General features: G+C 62.8%; 19 protein-coding genes and 2 tRNA genes. 13 read left to right on the forward strand and 8 right to left on the reverse strand.

Translation table 11 applies throughout. From position 1 onward, the window contains the following. Nucleotides 1-137: 137 nt before the first annotated feature. From QFZ94_RS17905 to QFZ94_RS17925, 5 genes are all read left to right on the forward strand, one after another. Nucleotides 138-536: a hypothetical protein gene (locus QFZ94_RS17905; protein ID WP_429458537.1), complete on the forward strand. Its 399-nt coding sequence runs from the start codon at nt 138-140 to the stop codon at nt 534-536. Between the two features lie 205 nt (nt 537-741). After that, a complete protein-coding gene (locus QFZ94_RS17910; protein WP_429458539.1) occupies nt 742-1251 on the forward strand; it encodes a hypothetical protein in 510 nt (169 codons plus the stop codon). Nucleotides 1252-1261: 10 nt separating this feature from the next. Continuing rightward, nucleotides 1262-1681 carry a DUF4279 domain-containing protein gene (locus QFZ94_RS17915; RefSeq protein ID WP_429458541.1) on the forward strand — a complete coding sequence of 140 codons (420 nt, stop codon included), beginning with the start codon at nt 1262-1264 and terminating at the stop codon, nt 1679-1681. A gap of 224 nt (nt 1682-1905) precedes the next feature. Continuing rightward, nucleotides 1906-2478, forward strand: coding sequence for an HD domain-containing protein (locus QFZ94_RS17920; protein WP_429458542.1), 573 nt, complete (start codon nt 1906-1908; stop codon nt 2476-2478). A 61-nt stretch (nt 2479-2539) separates the two neighbouring features. Beyond that, nucleotides 2540-3007 carry a hypothetical protein gene (locus tag QFZ94_RS17925; protein ID WP_429458543.1) on the forward strand — a complete coding sequence of 156 codons (468 nt, stop codon included), beginning with the start codon at nt 2540-2542 and terminating at the stop codon, nt 3005-3007. A 594-nt stretch (nt 3008-3601) separates the two neighbouring features. On the opposite strand, the gene QFZ94_RS17930 is transcribed toward QFZ94_RS17925, so the two are convergent. Both QFZ94_RS17930 and QFZ94_RS17935 read right to left on the reverse strand, forming a co-directional pair. After that, nucleotides 3602-3678, reverse strand: a tRNA-Pro gene (locus tag QFZ94_RS17930). Nucleotides 3679-3748: 70 nt separating this feature from the next. Then, nucleotides 3749-3907: a DUF3309 family protein gene (locus tag QFZ94_RS17935; RefSeq protein ID WP_176105549.1), complete on the reverse strand. Its 159-nt coding sequence runs from the start codon at nt 3905-3907 to the stop codon at nt 3749-3751. Between the two features lie 139 nt (nt 3908-4046). Between QFZ94_RS17935 and QFZ94_RS17940 the strand changes: the two genes are divergently transcribed. Next, complete coding sequence (locus QFZ94_RS17940; RefSeq protein WP_429458544.1) at nt 4047-4238, forward strand: hypothetical protein; 192 nt, start codon at nt 4047-4049, stop codon at nt 4236-4238. A gap of 63 nt (nt 4239-4301) precedes the next feature. On the opposite strand, the gene QFZ94_RS17945 is transcribed toward QFZ94_RS17940, so the two are convergent. Beyond that, nucleotides 4302-4478 carry a hypothetical protein gene (locus QFZ94_RS17945; protein WP_368585256.1) on the reverse strand — a complete coding sequence of 59 codons (177 nt, stop codon included), beginning with the start codon at nt 4476-4478 and terminating at the stop codon, nt 4302-4304. A gap of 180 nt (nt 4479-4658) precedes the next feature. Between QFZ94_RS17945 and QFZ94_RS17950 the strand changes: the two genes are divergently transcribed. Further along, nucleotides 4659-4826 (forward strand): hypothetical protein, encoded by a 168-nt coding sequence (locus QFZ94_RS17950; protein ID WP_429458546.1) that lies wholly within the window; start codon nt 4659-4661, stop codon nt 4824-4826. A gap of 226 nt (nt 4827-5052) precedes the next feature. Here the strand turns inward: QFZ94_RS17950 and QFZ94_RS17955 are convergent, their stop codons facing one another. Then, complete coding sequence (locus QFZ94_RS17955) at nt 5053-6450, reverse strand: MATE family efflux transporter (protein ID WP_429458548.1); 1398 nt, start codon at nt 6448-6450, stop codon at nt 5053-5055. Next, nucleotides 6447-6755: a DUF2288 domain-containing protein gene (locus QFZ94_RS17960; RefSeq protein ID WP_429458550.1), complete on the reverse strand. Its 309-nt coding sequence runs from the start codon at nt 6753-6755 to the stop codon at nt 6447-6449. Before QFZ94_RS17960 ends, QFZ94_RS17955 begins: the two co-directional genes overlap by 4 nt. Before the next feature lie 58 nt (nt 6756-6813). Between QFZ94_RS17960 and QFZ94_RS17965 the strand changes: the two genes are divergently transcribed. Then, on the forward strand, nt 6814-6966 hold the full coding sequence (locus QFZ94_RS17965; protein ID WP_368585259.1) for a hypothetical protein: 153 nt from the start codon (nt 6814-6816) through the stop codon (nt 6964-6966). A 782-nt stretch (nt 6967-7748) separates the two neighbouring features. Here the strand turns inward: QFZ94_RS17965 and QFZ94_RS17970 are convergent. The 3 genes from QFZ94_RS17970 to QFZ94_RS17980 form a co-directional block, all read right to left on the reverse strand. After that, nucleotides 7749-8075, reverse strand: coding sequence for a hypothetical protein (locus QFZ94_RS17970; protein ID WP_368585260.1), 327 nt, complete (start codon nt 8073-8075; stop codon nt 7749-7751). Between the two features lie 97 nt (nt 8076-8172). Continuing rightward, entirely contained in the window at nt 8173-8895 is a 723-nt protein-coding gene (locus tag QFZ94_RS17975; RefSeq protein WP_429458553.1) for a peptidoglycan DD-metalloendopeptidase family protein, read from the reverse strand. A gap of 153 nt (nt 8896-9048) precedes the next feature. Then, on the reverse strand, nt 9049-9957 hold the full coding sequence (locus QFZ94_RS17980; protein WP_368585262.1) for an aldose epimerase: 909 nt from the start codon (nt 9955-9957) through the stop codon (nt 9049-9051). A 588-nt stretch (nt 9958-10545) separates the two neighbouring features. Between QFZ94_RS17980 and QFZ94_RS17985 the strand changes: the two genes are divergently transcribed. From QFZ94_RS17985 to QFZ94_RS18005, 5 genes are all read left to right on the forward strand, one after another. Next, entirely contained in the window at nt 10546-11376 is an 831-nt protein-coding gene (locus QFZ94_RS17985; protein WP_368585263.1) for an undecaprenyl-diphosphate phosphatase, read from the forward strand. Nucleotides 11377-11495: 119 nt separating this feature from the next. Then, nucleotides 11496-11572, forward strand: a tRNA-Arg gene (locus QFZ94_RS17990). Between the two features lie 261 nt (nt 11573-11833). After that, the gene (locus QFZ94_RS17995; protein ID WP_429458555.1) at nt 11834-13399 is read left to right on the forward strand and encodes a methyl-accepting chemotaxis protein; all 1566 of its coding nucleotides are present in this window, start codon (nt 11834-11836) and stop codon (nt 13397-13399) included. Between the two features lie 114 nt (nt 13400-13513). Continuing rightward, nucleotides 13514-13897: a hypothetical protein gene (locus tag QFZ94_RS18000; protein WP_429458557.1), complete on the forward strand. Its 384-nt coding sequence runs from the start codon at nt 13514-13516 to the stop codon at nt 13895-13897. Next, nucleotides 13894-14343, forward strand: coding sequence for an NUDIX hydrolase (locus QFZ94_RS18005; RefSeq protein ID WP_429458559.1), 450 nt, complete (start codon nt 13894-13896; stop codon nt 14341-14343). Before QFZ94_RS18000 ends, QFZ94_RS18005 begins: the two co-directional genes overlap by 4 nt. The last annotated feature ends 3 nt before the right edge of the window (nt 14344-14346 follow it).

The following is a 14346-nucleotide window of genomic DNA, read 5'->3' on the forward strand; positions in this document are numbered from 1 at the left end:
AATGGGCGGGCCGTGGTGGGGAGACCTTCGGGTCTGCCGGTTGTGGTTGCAGGACCGGTCTGCCAACCTTGCTATCGTGCCCGCTCACCTGCCTCCCTATGTGTCCGGGCGATCCTTCACGATAATCAGGACAGCGTATGACCAAACCAACCACAAAGCAGTCTCCCGCCCGTCCCCCTGTGGACGCTCTCCGGTATGAACAGCTCGCGCTTGCCGCCTTCCACGCCTGCGACCGGCAGGGTCAGCAACTCCGACACCTGATTACGCTTGCGACCTCGATGTTCAGGAGTCCTGCTGTGACTGTCGAGGAAAGACACGAACACAGGAACCTGCTGGAGATCATGATCCAGACCGGCCAGAGCTACTACCAGGCTAACTGCTGCGATCAGGAATTGTTCACCGTGCTTGCGCTCGACGCAAAGGGGCTTCCCCAGCGCCAACTGTCATCGGAAGACGCGGCAGCGATTCTCGCTGACGCTGCGCAAGGCGTGAACGCGAAACTGGCGGCGATGGACGCTTCATGGACGCAACACTAACCCGTTTCGATCCCTGACGATAACGGCGGCACAATGCCGCCGTTTTTTCGTCCTGCGCGAGCAGGAATATGCAATAGAAATCGAGATGTCCGACACAGTCGCAAATAATTGTCAAAACGGGCTTATCCCGATTTAAAGCGTTTGACCCTCGTCCGTTTCGATGGTTAATTCGCGGGGTATCGCCTGAAAACTCTTGAGGAGTGCAATGGAAGAACAAAGTCAGAAAGGCACTGGAGCGCAGACGACGGACGAGGAGGTCTGTGACCTTTGCAAGATCACCTATTCGATCTATTCCAAGTTCCCGCCGATGCCGTCTGCACAAGCCCTGAACGTCGAGACCGGCGAGTTCTTTCCGTTTGACAGGGTTCGCAAGATGAAATCCGGTTACGACATGGTCAAAGCCCTGGGTTACGCACAGGCATGCACTTGTCGCGGACGCTCACGAACCCCGCCGCAGAACCTCGGTAACGCGCAGGGGTTCACGTATCAGCCGGATACAGTGAGCGGTGATACCGAAGAACTTGCCGCGAGCACGAACAATCCGGACTACGCAGCGAAAATGCTAGGGTATGACCGCAAGACGTTTGGCAAGATGATTCACATGATGAAAGAGGACAATCGATTGCGCGGGGACGACAACGTTATTTGGCACGACGATGGGGGTGTCGAGTTCAGAGGCGCGATCATCGATAACATGCATAGCTGGACACCTTGAGAGAAATAATATGGCACCCAAACACCAACTCGCCTACGCATCGTTCACGATCTACCAAGACACCGAGCCGCCCGAATTCTGGACGGACTATTTCGGCGTATCACCGTCTCGCGCTGGAGCCAAAGGGCAACCAAAGTTAATGCCATCCGGCAAGATGAGCAGCACCCCTTGGCGGCAAGGCACATGGAGCGTGTCGAGTGAGCAGGCAGTCACGAGCGACCAACTAACGCCTCATCTTCGCTATCTTGTTGAATACTTGACACTACCGCGATCAGATTTACCGGAATTGCTTAAGCGCACTGGCGCGCATATGCGTTTCTTCTGTTACTGGGACAACGAGAGCGGCGACCGCGTACCTGATGTGCCCGACGATATTCGCACCATGATGGAAGCAATGGGTGGGACGGTCGAGATTGACGAATACCGGTAGCTGCGCATGGATCTGCGACGATCCCCGAGTTACGCCTCGTACAAAGTTACAGTATCAACCCGTAAGCACGCGAACCATGCCCCGCTTCGGCGGGGTTTTTCATTGATGCGACTGCAACGATTACAGCGACAAGATGTGCCGCGCCCACGCTTCCATCATCGGGCGGCGCTGTTCCAGAAGGGCCGTGCTGATGCGTAGACGTGACCGTTTGATTGAGGATGACGATGAAGGAAAACGACAAAAACAAAGACCGGGATTTCGCGCTGATAGACCGAGCGCGAGCGTTTGCGCTTGGTGCGCACGCCGCCATTGACCAGCGGCGCAAATACGTGGGCGAGCCTTATGCGACGCATCTGGCTGAGGTAGCCGAACTGGTGACACGGGTGCCGGGTGTAACGGCGGAAATGGTCGCCGCCGCCTGGCTGCACGATACGGTCGAGGACACCGCCGTTCCGCTGGCATTGATCGAAGCGGAGTTCGGTGTATGCGTCGGGAGACTTGTGAGCGAGCTGACCGCAATATCAACACCTGATGACGGCGACCGGGCCACGCGAAAGGCACTGGACCGGAGGCATACGGCACATGCATCAGCTGCGGCGCAGACCATCAAGGCGGCTGATCTCATATCGAACCTGCGTACCGTCGAGGCCCGCGACCCGCAGTTCGCAGCAGTCTACATGCGCGAGAAACGGCTATTGCTGGAGGTACTGACGAAAGCTGATGGCCGTCTGCGAATTGAGGTGCGTGCCATCATCGACGACTACTTCACACGGCAGGGGAGCGACGAACGGGCCTGATGGATCACTGCCATCGGGTTTGACCTTGCCGGTCGTTCCCTCGCTCCGACAAAAGGACACTATGGAGAAATCTCATAACGAGCTGGGTGTGCAACTCATCTGTTTTCGCTGCAACCGCTGTAACGCGCCAGTTACACGTGTTTTGACGGTTGGGAACGCGTCGCAATACACCACACACGGCGGCGAGTCGTGGAAATGGGGCGAGCCCTGCTTTCCCTCGGGGTTTGCCATCAAGGAACGCGGCGATGTATGGCAAGCCTACGCGGGCTGCTGGCTTGTACAGGAAGATGACGTGATCGGGTTGAGCGTCACGCCCTTAATTGAGCGGACATATGGCTGCTGCGGCATGACAGGCCGGTGTGGCCCCAATCTCGTATGCAGCTGCGGCGAACATGTGGCAAGCGCCGAAACGGATTGCACCCTGCCGAACTTTGTCGCGTTGAGCAAGGGCCAAGTGTACGCGGCAAGGCCGCGCCTTGACGCCGCGCGGACCGAAAACAAAGCGGCTTGCGAAAGTGATAGCTTTTGATAACAGATTTTTGCGACTGCTATCAAGGCGCAGCGGACCAATTCCCGGGGGTTTTCCCGGAGTGCTAGAATCGCGCGCTTGTGCGCCAGCCCGAAGCCGTTCAGGACGTGATGACAAAGGTCGCCGGTGATCCTGGCTTCATGCGTCGTCGGGCGACGCGCAAATCTGCTACCCCTGCTGTTTGGTAATGAGCGGCAACTTCATCCTCGGGTGAAGATGGGCGATCCGTGCGGGTTCGTTCCTAAGGCTGCGACTATCCTGTGCTGCCAGACAGTCTTGAAAAGAGCCGATGGGGTTCGGGTTGTCTCTGGCGTGACAAAGGCCCGACCCCAACCATCGGGTGTTGCCGCTGGGAATATCCCGACCTCGGAACCACGTTTGAGGACGGGTCAACCAGCCACGGCGCTCGGCATGACGCGACGGTATTGCACGCCGCAAGAGGACGATGGTCAGGTCTAGACCATTCCCACGCGTCCCGTAAGCCGTGGAGAAGGCGTTGCCAAATGCCGATTGAATTTGCCTACACAGCGCCTACACGGACTCAGAAAGCAAAAAGCCCAGCCGGTTAGGGCTGGGCTAAATGCTTGATTCTATTGGTCGGAGCGAAAGGATTCGAACCTTCGACCCTCTGATCCCAAATCAGATGCGCTACCAGGCTGCGCTACGCTCCGACGAATCCGAGAGTATAGGGGGTACGGACAGGAGCGTCAATGCCTTGCCTTGCGCTGGCTCGGCGGTCAGCTATATTCGCCCCATCAACAGCAGAATGATCACGACGATCAGCACGACGCCGACAAGCCCAGTCGGTCGATAGCCCCAGCCGCTGCTATACGGCCAGCTTGGCAATGCGCCGATCAACAGCAGGATGAGCACGATTAGCAGGATGGTTCCGACGGTCATGGCGTTCTCCTTTTCGAGGGGCCGCGAAATCGCTGGCCGCATCGTCACGCTGGTTTGGCGCACGCGCGCCGCGACAATCGACGCGTGTATCGCGCGCCTGTTGCTGGATCGGAACCCGCAAGGCGTGTGCCCATCACCGATGAAGATCGATGCGGCGAGGCCTTGGACGACGGTGAAAAAAGAGGGGGCGACGCGCGTAGCGTCACCGTTCGATGTATGTATGCCGAAGGAACTGAAAAGGTATTGCGCACGTGCAGCGGACGACGACGCGCGCGGCGCAAACATGCGCCGCAACGCCGGTCATCGCGTCATCGAGCGGACGCGCAACTGAGGCACTGCGATATGCCGGTGCCGCGACTAGAGCCGACTCGGTCCGAGTCGAAGATCACCCGCATCAGTGCCTTGGACGCCTCCAATGCGGCATATGCAGGTGCTGATGCGTCCAGTGATGCAGCATGCCCTCGCCGTCGTGTTCTCGCCGGTAGGCCCGCGATTCGAAAATCGACAACGCCACCAGCACGAGCAAGCCTATTGCGAGCCCGATCAGGCCCGCGATCGATTCACCGTCCATGGCAGTCTCCCGGTAGGTTCAGCCATGAACCCATAGTAGCGCAGGTCTGGCGAAATCTCACGAAATGGAACGAGCGGGGCACGAGCGGGCGTGATGGCGTCGCGGAACGCGCTTTGCGGGTAGACTCTCGGCGCGCCGGCGGACTTCCGCCATCCCCTTTGTCCCGGAGAAGATTGCAAAATGACCCGCGTTCTGACTGTTGCCTTGCTGTTGTGCGCCGGCGTCGCCGGCTGTGCGGACCATCCGTCCGCGCATCGCGGCAGCCCGCCACATGATCCCGCCGACTACCACGGCGTGCCAACCGACGATCGGCCGCCCGCCATGGTGCCCGCGCCCGTCGCACAGTGAGCGCTCGTCGAATTGAAAACGATCGGGAAAGGGAGGGGCGGGGAAAGCGAAGCACCGGCGCGGGCACGCCGGCACTTCTGACCCGTGCCGACTGTTCGCGCGGAGAGCACGGGCTGGAAACATTCTAGGACGCGCTCGTTATGCGATATGTATGCGCTTGTTTCAAGCCGTAACGTTCTGTCGTCCGCCGAACAGCCAACGGGGCGCGGCGCGCCGCACCGCGCGACTACGCCGCCGCAATCCCTCGCGACACGCCCGGCAGGTAGCGCGCGAGCGTCGCGCCGCGCGTGGCCATGAAGATCAGCAGCGCGATCCACAGCCCGTGATTGCCGTGCCACGAGAGCAATGCCGACGACGCCGCGACGAACACCACGAGCGACACCACCATCGCCATCATCAGTTCGCGCGTGCGCGTCGCGCCGATGAACACGCCGTCGAGCAGGAAGCCCCACACCGAAATGACCGGCGACAGCGCCGCCCACGGCAGATAGGTTTCGGCCGCCGCGCGCACGACGGCCTGATCGGTCAGCCGCTCGATGATCCATGCGCCCGCGCCCCAGTACACGAACGAGAAGCCGATCGCGCCGAGCGCCGACCACATCGCGGTGACCTTGACCGCCTGCGCGAACGCGTGACGATCGCGCGCGCCGATCGCCGCGCCGACCAGCGCCTCGGCCGCATGCGCGAAACCGTCGAGCCCGTACGCCATGAAGGTCTGAAAATTGAGCAGCAATGCGTTCGCGGCGAGCGTCGCGTCGCCTTGCCGCGCGCCGAGATGCGCAAACCAGCCGAACGACGAAAGCAGACACAGCGTGCGCACGAAGATGTCGCGATTGAGCACGACGAGACGCTTCAGCGCGGCGGTGTCGAACAACGCGGCGCGATTCAGCGCGGGCAGGCCGCGCGGCCTGCCGTGCCATAGCAGCGCGAGGCCGAGCAAGAAGCCGAGCGCGTCGGCAGTCGCGGTAGCCGCGCCGATGCTGGCCACGCCCCAATGAAACGCGTACACGTACAGCAGCACCGCGACGATGTTCACGCTGTTGATGAACACCTGCGACAGCAACGCGAGCCGCACCCGCTGCGTGCCGAGCAGCCAGCCCAGCACCACGTAATTGCCGAGCGCGAGCGGCGCGGCCCAGATGCGCGCGTGGCAATACACCTGCGCATGCCGCTGCACCGCGTCGCTGCCGCCGATCGCCCGCAGCGCGTAGTCGATCAGCGGTTGCTGCACGAGCAGCACCAGCGCGCCGATCGCAGCCGCCATCAGCAGTGCGCGCACCACGCTGTTGCGCAGCTCGTCGCCGTGGGCCGCGCCGTGCGCCTGCGCGACGAGGCCGGTGGTGCCCATGCGCAGGAAGCCGAAGCCCCAGAACACGAAGTTGAAGAAGAGCCCGCCGAGCGCAACGCCGCCGAGGTAGGAGGCGCTATCCAGATGACCGGCGACGGCGGTATCGACCGCGCCGAGGATCGGCTGCGTCAGATTCGCGAGGACGATCGGGAACGCGAGCGCGAGCACCCGGCGATGCCAGCGTACCGGCAGCGCCCGCCCGCTGGCTGAATGCGCGGCGGTTTGGGAAGGCGCGCCGTCGGGCGTCCCGGCATCGGGCGTCCTCGCGTCGCTCAAGAGCGCTCCTGAACGCACACCCACGGCGAGACGACGACTGCCCACAGCTCGGGATCGCGCGCGGCGAAATCGGCGGCCGTCTCCGACTGCACGCGCTCAACGAGGCCCGAAGACAACCATTGGGCGACCTGGGCGGTGTCGTCGTTGGCGATCGCTTCGGCGACGCTCACGAGATCAAGGTCGCGCGCGACGTGCAGCAGGATGCCGCGCGCAAAGAAACGTTCGAGTTCGCTCCAGCCGATCTTGGCGGTTTCGCCGAGCAGCTTCGCGTACAGGGGGCTTTGGGGGGCGTCGTTGGAAGTCATAGTAGGCGGGTCGGACGGGGTCGTCACTATAAACCATTGGCGCAGACCGGCGAGCCGCATGGCGGGCCTGCGCAACGCGCGGAGCGGTCTTTTATGCATCGCCGGACTGAGTCGGATTCTGAACCTGGATGCCGACGGATTCAACGACGACGGCGCACGCGCCATGCCGCCAATCAGCGCCGCGATTAATCGTCCGAATATTCCGAATTGAAACGCGAGTTTGAATGGTTTCAAGATTGTCGGGGAATTGTCGATGTTAAATCTTTCACTATTCGCGAATTTGTTGTGATGAAATATCGAAGCTTATTCCGAAGCCGTTGCCGCGACTAATCGATACGTTACGTGCGTTTCCGCACCAAGTTAATCTTCACGAGCAAAAGCGGGCTTATTGCCGAACGAGTTAGTGTTATTCGGACAGATGTCTTTCCTCTGCTGTTTTCCCGGCATTTTCCTCGATGGCCCAAGAACATTGGCTGGTGCGGGGCTCGGACAATCCAGTTTGAATGACCTCGCGGGCCGAGTAGCCCGGCCGCGGCGCATTTAGCCGGTCTCATTCCGACATTTCCGATTCACGGATTGCGTAATCCGTACGCCGTGTAACATTGACCGCAAAATTAATCGATTGCGCTTGTAAATGCAGATTGTTAGATTTCGTTCTGGCGCATGGTGAACCGGTCCTTTGCCGATATGCGCCGAACCCCCGTTAGCCCGGCTTCGTGCCGGGCTTTTTTTTGAACCGATTTACGCGGGTGTTTAACCCGTCGCGGCGATCTTCACCGCGAATTCACATACACGGCCGATGATGGCGGATTATTTTTTCGGCGCGAGGCTCATGACCGGGGTGATCATCTTTGTCGGCGTATGGGTGATCGCGCTCGCGTTGCTGCTGCGCTTCGCCGCTCGCATCGATCCGCGCTCGGGACGCCGGCGACGCCGCTGATCGGTGACGCTATTCCCGCTGGGCGGCCGTGCCTGGCGCACAAAGTGCCGCCATTACTGCTTGCAGCGAATGACCATCGAACGGTTTTTCACATTCGCGCCGAAAATCCCGCCGATCGTGCCGCCCGACGTTGCGCCGCTGTCGACGTCTTTCGACACCACGTCGTACCCGTAGTTGCCGCAGGTTTCGCCCGCGCGCTTGTAGCACTCGGCCCAGCTCGTGCTCGCGTCGCTGCCGCTGCAGTTGATCGCGAAGCCGGTGTCGCCGCTCGGCAGATAGGTCATCGTAGTCGTGGTCGAGCAGCCGCCGAGGCCGCCGAGCGTCAGGAGGCCGAGACTGATCGTTGCGGCCGCCGCGACGCGCGCCAATGGGCTTTTCATTTCAGATTCCTTGCAAATCTACGAAGGGCGTGGCGCGCAGCCACGCCGCTTCGAATTGAGCGTTTATAGCACGGTGGGTTCTCGCGCCCGCCGCCGCCTAGCGCGGCGGCAGTTCCTTCGACGGATCGATCGAGCGGCCCTGGTAGCGCAGCTCGAAATGCAGCATCACGCGATCGGTATCGGTGTCACCCATTTCGGCGATTTTCTGGCCGCGCTTGACCGATTCGCCTTCCTTCACGAACAGCGCGCGGTTGTGCGCGTAAGCGGTCAGGTAGTCGGCGTTGTGTTTGAGGATCAAAAGATTGCCGTAGCCGCGCAGACCGTTGCCCGCATAGACGACGGTGCCGGGCGCCGCCGCGACGATCGGTGTGCCGGCCGCCGCGGAAATATCGATCCCCTTCGAGTTGCCGCCGTCGAAACGGCGGAACACGGTGCCGTCGGCCGGCCAGACCAGCGAAATGGGCGCGGGCGCGGTGGCCGGCGCAGTGTCCGGCGGCGCAGCACGCGGCGCGGCCGACGCACTCGCGCTGCCGCTACCGCCACCACCGCCGCCGCTACGGATCGCACCGCTCGTCGACGCCGTTCCGCTCGGTGGCGCGACACGCAGCACCTGGCCGACCTCGATGTTGTCCGGATTGGTCAGGTTGTTCCAGCGCGCGATGTTCTGCACCGATTGGCGGTTGCCGCGCGCGATTTTCGACAGCGTGTCGCCCCGTTCGACCCGGTAGTAGCCCGGCGCCACCGGCGCCGACCCGCACGCGGCGAGCAGCACGAACAACGCCGCGCAACCGAGTCGTTTGATTCTTGTTGTTTCCAGCATTGGACCTCGCAAAGCGCTGCCGCGCGCCGATCCCGATCACGCGGCACAGACAGACAAAGCGTTCGATTCTAACGGTTTTGTGTTGCGCCCCCCGGCGAGGAGGGCGAGGCGACGGGCGGCCGCTTCGAGCCGCTCGCCGCCGGCGTCGGCATATCAGCTGGTCTTCTCGACGGTAATGCGCAGCGCCGCCGTCTCGGTTTGTCCCGGCTCGAGCCAGCGCAAGCCGCGGCCGTTATGGATCGCATCGGGCAGCCCGAGCCACGGCTCAACGCAGTAAAAGTCCGATTGCGGCGTTTCGGTCCACGTCGTGACCGAGTACCAGGGCACCGAGCCGGGCCGCTGCAGATCGATCGTAATTACGCGGTTGATGCCCGGCGCCTCGACCCGCACCGGTCGATCGGGCGTGCCGCTCAGGCAATGGAAGCGGTCGTAGATGCGGTCTTCGTCGAGCGTGTAGCTCGCTTCGCCAGGCTCGGCGGGGCTGATCGAGCCATCCCCGAGCTGACGGCAGCGCTCGGTGGGCGGCAGCTCGATCGTCGTCTGCGCGCGCTGCGTGTGCGGCAGCGTGAAGTAGAAGTGATGGCCGGCGTAGTAGGGCAGGGGCGTGTGGCCGGTATTGGTGGTGGTCAGCGTCACGTCGAGCGTGCGCGGATCGATGAGCTCGTAAGCGGCTTCGAAGCGAAAGCCGAACGGATAGACGGCGCGCGTCGCTTTGCTGTCGGTCAGAATCATGCGCAGGCCGGCGCCATGCACGTCGGCGTGGGGCTCGAACGGCAGGTCGCGCGCGAAACCGTGCATCGGCATCTCGCGCACGGTGCCATGCGCGTCACGCCAATGGCCGATCTTGCCGTCGACGAAGTGACGGCCGAGAAACGGAAACAGCAGCGGATTGCCACCGCGAATCCGCGCGGGCGCGCTCCAGTCGGCGTGTTCGGGCCAGTGGATCACCTCTTCGCCATCGATCGTCCACGATAGCAGACGGCCGCCGGCTTGCGGCGAAAAGCGGAGCACGGAGGCGTCCTGGGCGATCTCGAGAATGTCCTGTTCCGGGGAGAGGGGCATGGTCAGTAGGTAGCCAGATAGAGGTTGAGGGTCCTGCAAAGCGGTTGGCTGCGTCGGCCGTTGCATCCGGATGAAGCGGCGTTTTGCGCCACTCGCCGCGACTGCGTCAGGCGCGCTGAAACCGCGATTTTGCGCTGCTTTGCGCTACGGGGAAACCCTTCCCGGGAAATTGCGGGTGTCGGAAAAGGGCGAATCCTATTGATAATCCGCCTGAGCGTCCGGTCTATCCGACTCCCGGGCGAATCGGCTCAGGAGGCATCATGGATCTCGCAATGGCAATGGCCGTTTCTTTGTTCGGCATATTCACGGCTAGCACGTACTACTTCTTCCACTCGCTCAAGCGCTGATCCCGCTGGGTTCATTCCTCTGCGTTCGCAGTACGCGCGCGACGAATCCGCTGCCCGCTTCCTTGCCCTCGCGTAACAACCGTGTCGAGTTGTGACGCGGCGCGTCAATTTCTCTCCGAATGTGGTCTAACCGCTTGGCGCTGACTGTGCAGCCAGGCATAATCGGTGCGCCTTTTGACGCGCCGGCTTCCCTTTTGTGCGGCGCGCAGTTTCCCGACACTTTGCTTACAAGGACCGCCGCGTGAACCTGTCGTTTCTGATTTTTCTCAGCGTGCTGCAAGGCGTGACCGAACTGTTTCCGGTGAGCAGCCTTGGCCACACGCTGCTCGTGCCAGCCCTGTTCGACATGCACATCGACAAGCATGCGCCGCAGTTGCTGCCGTTCCTCGTCGCTCTGCATCTGGGCACCGCGTTCGCGCTGCTGTGGTACTTCCGCGAGCGCTGGTGCGCGCTGGTGCGCGGTTTCTTCGCGTCGCTCGGCGGTCGCCGCAACGACGACGGTCACATGATGTGGGCGCTGATCATCGGTACGATTCCGGCGGGTCTCGTCGGTCTCGTGCTGGAAAAGCGCCTCGAGGCGATTTTTCACGATCTGCGGATCGTCGCGTTTGCGTTGATCGTGAACGGCGTGCTGCTGTGGTTCGGCGATCGCCTGCAACGCGCACGCGCGCATCGGGCACCGGAAAAGCTGACGTTCCGCCAGGCGTTCTTCGTCGGCCTCGCGCAGATCGGCGCGCTGATTCCGGGCTTCTCGCGCAGCGGCCTGACGATGATCGCCGGCAATGCGGCCGGCCTCACCACCGAGAAAGCCGCCGAGTTTTCGTTTTTGCTCGGCACCCCGATCATTTTCGCGGCTGGCGTACTCGAACTGCCGAAGCTGCTCCACGCGCCGAGCCAGCTTGCCGACGCGGCGCTCGGCGGCGTGCTGACCGCGATCGCCGCGTACTTGAGCGTGCGTTTCCTGATGCGCTATTTCGAAGGCCGCGGGCGTCTCGCGTCGTTCGGTTTGTACTGCGCGATCGCGGGGATCGTGTTCCTCGGCTGGTTCATGCTGCATCCGCAGCCGGTCTGAGCGCGGCGGGCGATCGGTTATAATCCGGGCCCGGTTGTTTGCAGGTCAGTTAGAATTTTAGTTTGTGCGAAATCGGGCGGCTCGCTGCGAGTGCCGGTTTCATGCAGATAGCGATCCATACGGCAGTAGCTCAGCTGGATAGAGCATCGGCCTTCTAAGCCGAGGGTCGGGGGTTCGAGCCCCTCCTGCCGTACCAGAAACATCGAAAGGGTTACAAGCCTCGCGCCTGTAACCCTTTTTGTCTTTTTTGCTGTCTTTTCGCACCTCGCCCGGATCGTCGAGCAACTGATATCGGCGCGCGGGCCCGGCTGACGATCAGCAACTCCCCGACGTCACACGCACGTTGTCGTTTCCGTCATCGAATGGCTCGCTTCGGGTGTTTCCCGACTCAGGAAATCGCGCGCGACGCCGTTAGTTCAACAGAACCGTTTGACGCGCCGCGATTGGAGGAATCAGCGTGAACCGACTCAGCCTCAACACCAAACTCTGGCTCGCGCTGCTGATCACGTGGCTCGGTCTGCTCGGCCTCGGCGGCTGGGCCGCGTGGCAGTCGCGCGCGACGATGCTCGCCGAGCGCAAATCGGCGGTGCAGAACGTCGTCGAGAGCGCGTACGGCATCGTCGCCGACTACGCGCAGCGCGCCGACCGGCGCGAGCTGACACCGGAACAGGCACGGCAGCAGGCGCTGGCGCGCCTGTCCGCGATGCGCTACCCCGGCAGCGGCTACATGATCGTGACGACCGCGACGCCGGTCGTGATCATGCACCCGGTGCTCGCCGATCTGCGCAACAAAGACGTGTCGCACTACGCGGACACCGACGGCAAGCTGCTGTTCGTCGAGATGGTCAAGGTGGCGCAGGCGCAGGGACAGGGCTTCGTCGATTACATGGGACGCCTTGCTGGCCACAACGAGCACGTGCCGAAGATCAGCTTCGTCAAGCGCTTTGCCGCGTGGGACTGGTATCTGATTTCGGGCGTCTACGTGAACGACATCGACGCGGCGTTCCGCGCCGACCTGCTGCGCTATCTGCTGACGATCCTCGTGATCGGCAGCGTCAGCACCATCGCGCTCGTGCTGATCATCCGCAACGTCAAGCGCAGTCTCGGCGGCGAGCCCGCCTACGCGGCGAGCGTCGCGGAGACGATCGCCGACGGCGATCTATCGTGCCCCGTCGCACTGGCCGGCAACGATCAGGAAAGCATGCTGTTCGCGATGCAGCGCATGCAAAGCCGCCTCGCCGACGCGATCAGGCGCATTCGCGGCGGCACCGAAACCATCACGGTCGCGGCGGAAGAGATCGCCGCGGGCAATCTCGATCTGTCGGCGCGCACGGAACAGCAGGCGTCGTCGCTCGGCGAAACGGCCGCGAGCATGGAGCAGCTGACGGCGACCGTCAAACAGAACGCCGACAACGCGCTGCAGGCCAACCGCATGGCGCACTCCGCGTCGCAACTCGCGGGCGAGGGCGGCGAGGCCGTGCAGCACGTCGTCGCGAATATGCAGAGCATCGCGGAGAGCTCGGCACGCGTCGTCGACATCATCGGCGTGATCGAGAGCATCGCGTTTCAGACCAACATCCTCGCGCTGAACGCGGCCGTCGAAGCCGCGCGCGCCGGTGAAGAGGGTCGCGGCTTCGCGGTCGTCGCGGGCGAGGTGCGCAATCTCGCGCGCCGCAGCGCCGATGCGGCCAAGGAGATCAAGACGCTGATCGAGGATTCGGTCGCGCGCGTCGGCAGCGGCAAGGCGCTCGTCGAGAAAGCGGGCGGCACGATGGACTCGCTCGTCGATGCAGTGAAGCGCGTGACCGACATCATCAGCGAGATTTCCGCCGCGTCCGACGAGCAGCGCCGTGGCATCGAGCAGGTCAATCTCGCGATCGCGCAGATGGACGAGACCACCCAGCAGAACGCGGCGATGGTCGAGCAGGCGGCGGCCGCCGCGCAGTCGATGCAGGAGCAGGCGCAGATGCTGCGCGACGTCGTCAATACGTTCCGCCTGCAGGGGACGGCCGCCGCGCGTTGATGGCCGCATCGATGGGGCGCTGCCCGCAGAAGTGTGCATGCTATGCTTTTGAGGTCAGGATCAAAAGCCGCCGTGCGCCCGTGCGCGCCGTGCGCACCTCAAGGAGAGTCCCACATGTCGACGCGAACCCGTGTGCTGTTCCGCCTCAGTGCCGCGAGCCTGCTGCTCGGCGCGGCGATCGGCGCGCAAGCGGCGAACCTCGCCTTTCTGAACGACACGCCGATCACCTACATGAAGCAGCGCGACAACGACTCGATCAAGCACGCGGTCATGAGCGCGCTCAATGACAGAAAGGACGGCGACAGCTTCACGTGGGTCAACGACGGCACCGGCAATAGCGTGAAGATCGACGCGACCATCACGATGGACAGCACCTCGACCGAAGGCGGGCGCACTTGCCGCGTCCTCGGCGTCGTACTCAATGCGAAAGGGCAATCGATGAACCTGCGTCCGAACTTCTGCAAGGTAGGCGGCGCCTGGCAACTGCAGAAGCGATGAGCCCGCGAATCGTCTCGTGCGGGATCGTGCTGCTCGATCCCGACGGACGCGTGCTGCTCGCGCACGCCACCGAAACGTCGCACTGGGATATTCCAAAAGGGCAGGGCGAGGACGGCGAGGCGCCGCACGAGACCGCGCTGCGCGAGATGGTCGAGGAAACCGGCATCGCGCTCCAGGCGGGCCGCCTGAAGGATCTCGGCCTGTTCGTCTACCGGCGCGACAAGGACCTGCATCTATTCGCGGCGCGCGCGAGTGCCGGCGAACTCGATCTGAGCGTGTGCACCTGCACGTCGCTGTTTCCGCGCCGCTCGGACGGCACGCTGATCCCCGAAATGGACGACTACCGCTGGGCGTCGATCGAAGAGGTCCCGCTGTATGCGAGCCGTAGTCTGACGCGGCTCTTCGAGACGACGCTGTCGCTCGCGGAGCTGCACCGGTCGCTATAGACG

It is taken from the genome of Paraburkholderia sp. JPY465, assembly GCF_050436725.1.
In the GTDB taxonomy this organism is placed as follows: Bacteria; Pseudomonadota; Gammaproteobacteria; order Burkholderiales; family Burkholderiaceae; genus Paraburkholderia; species Paraburkholderia youngii.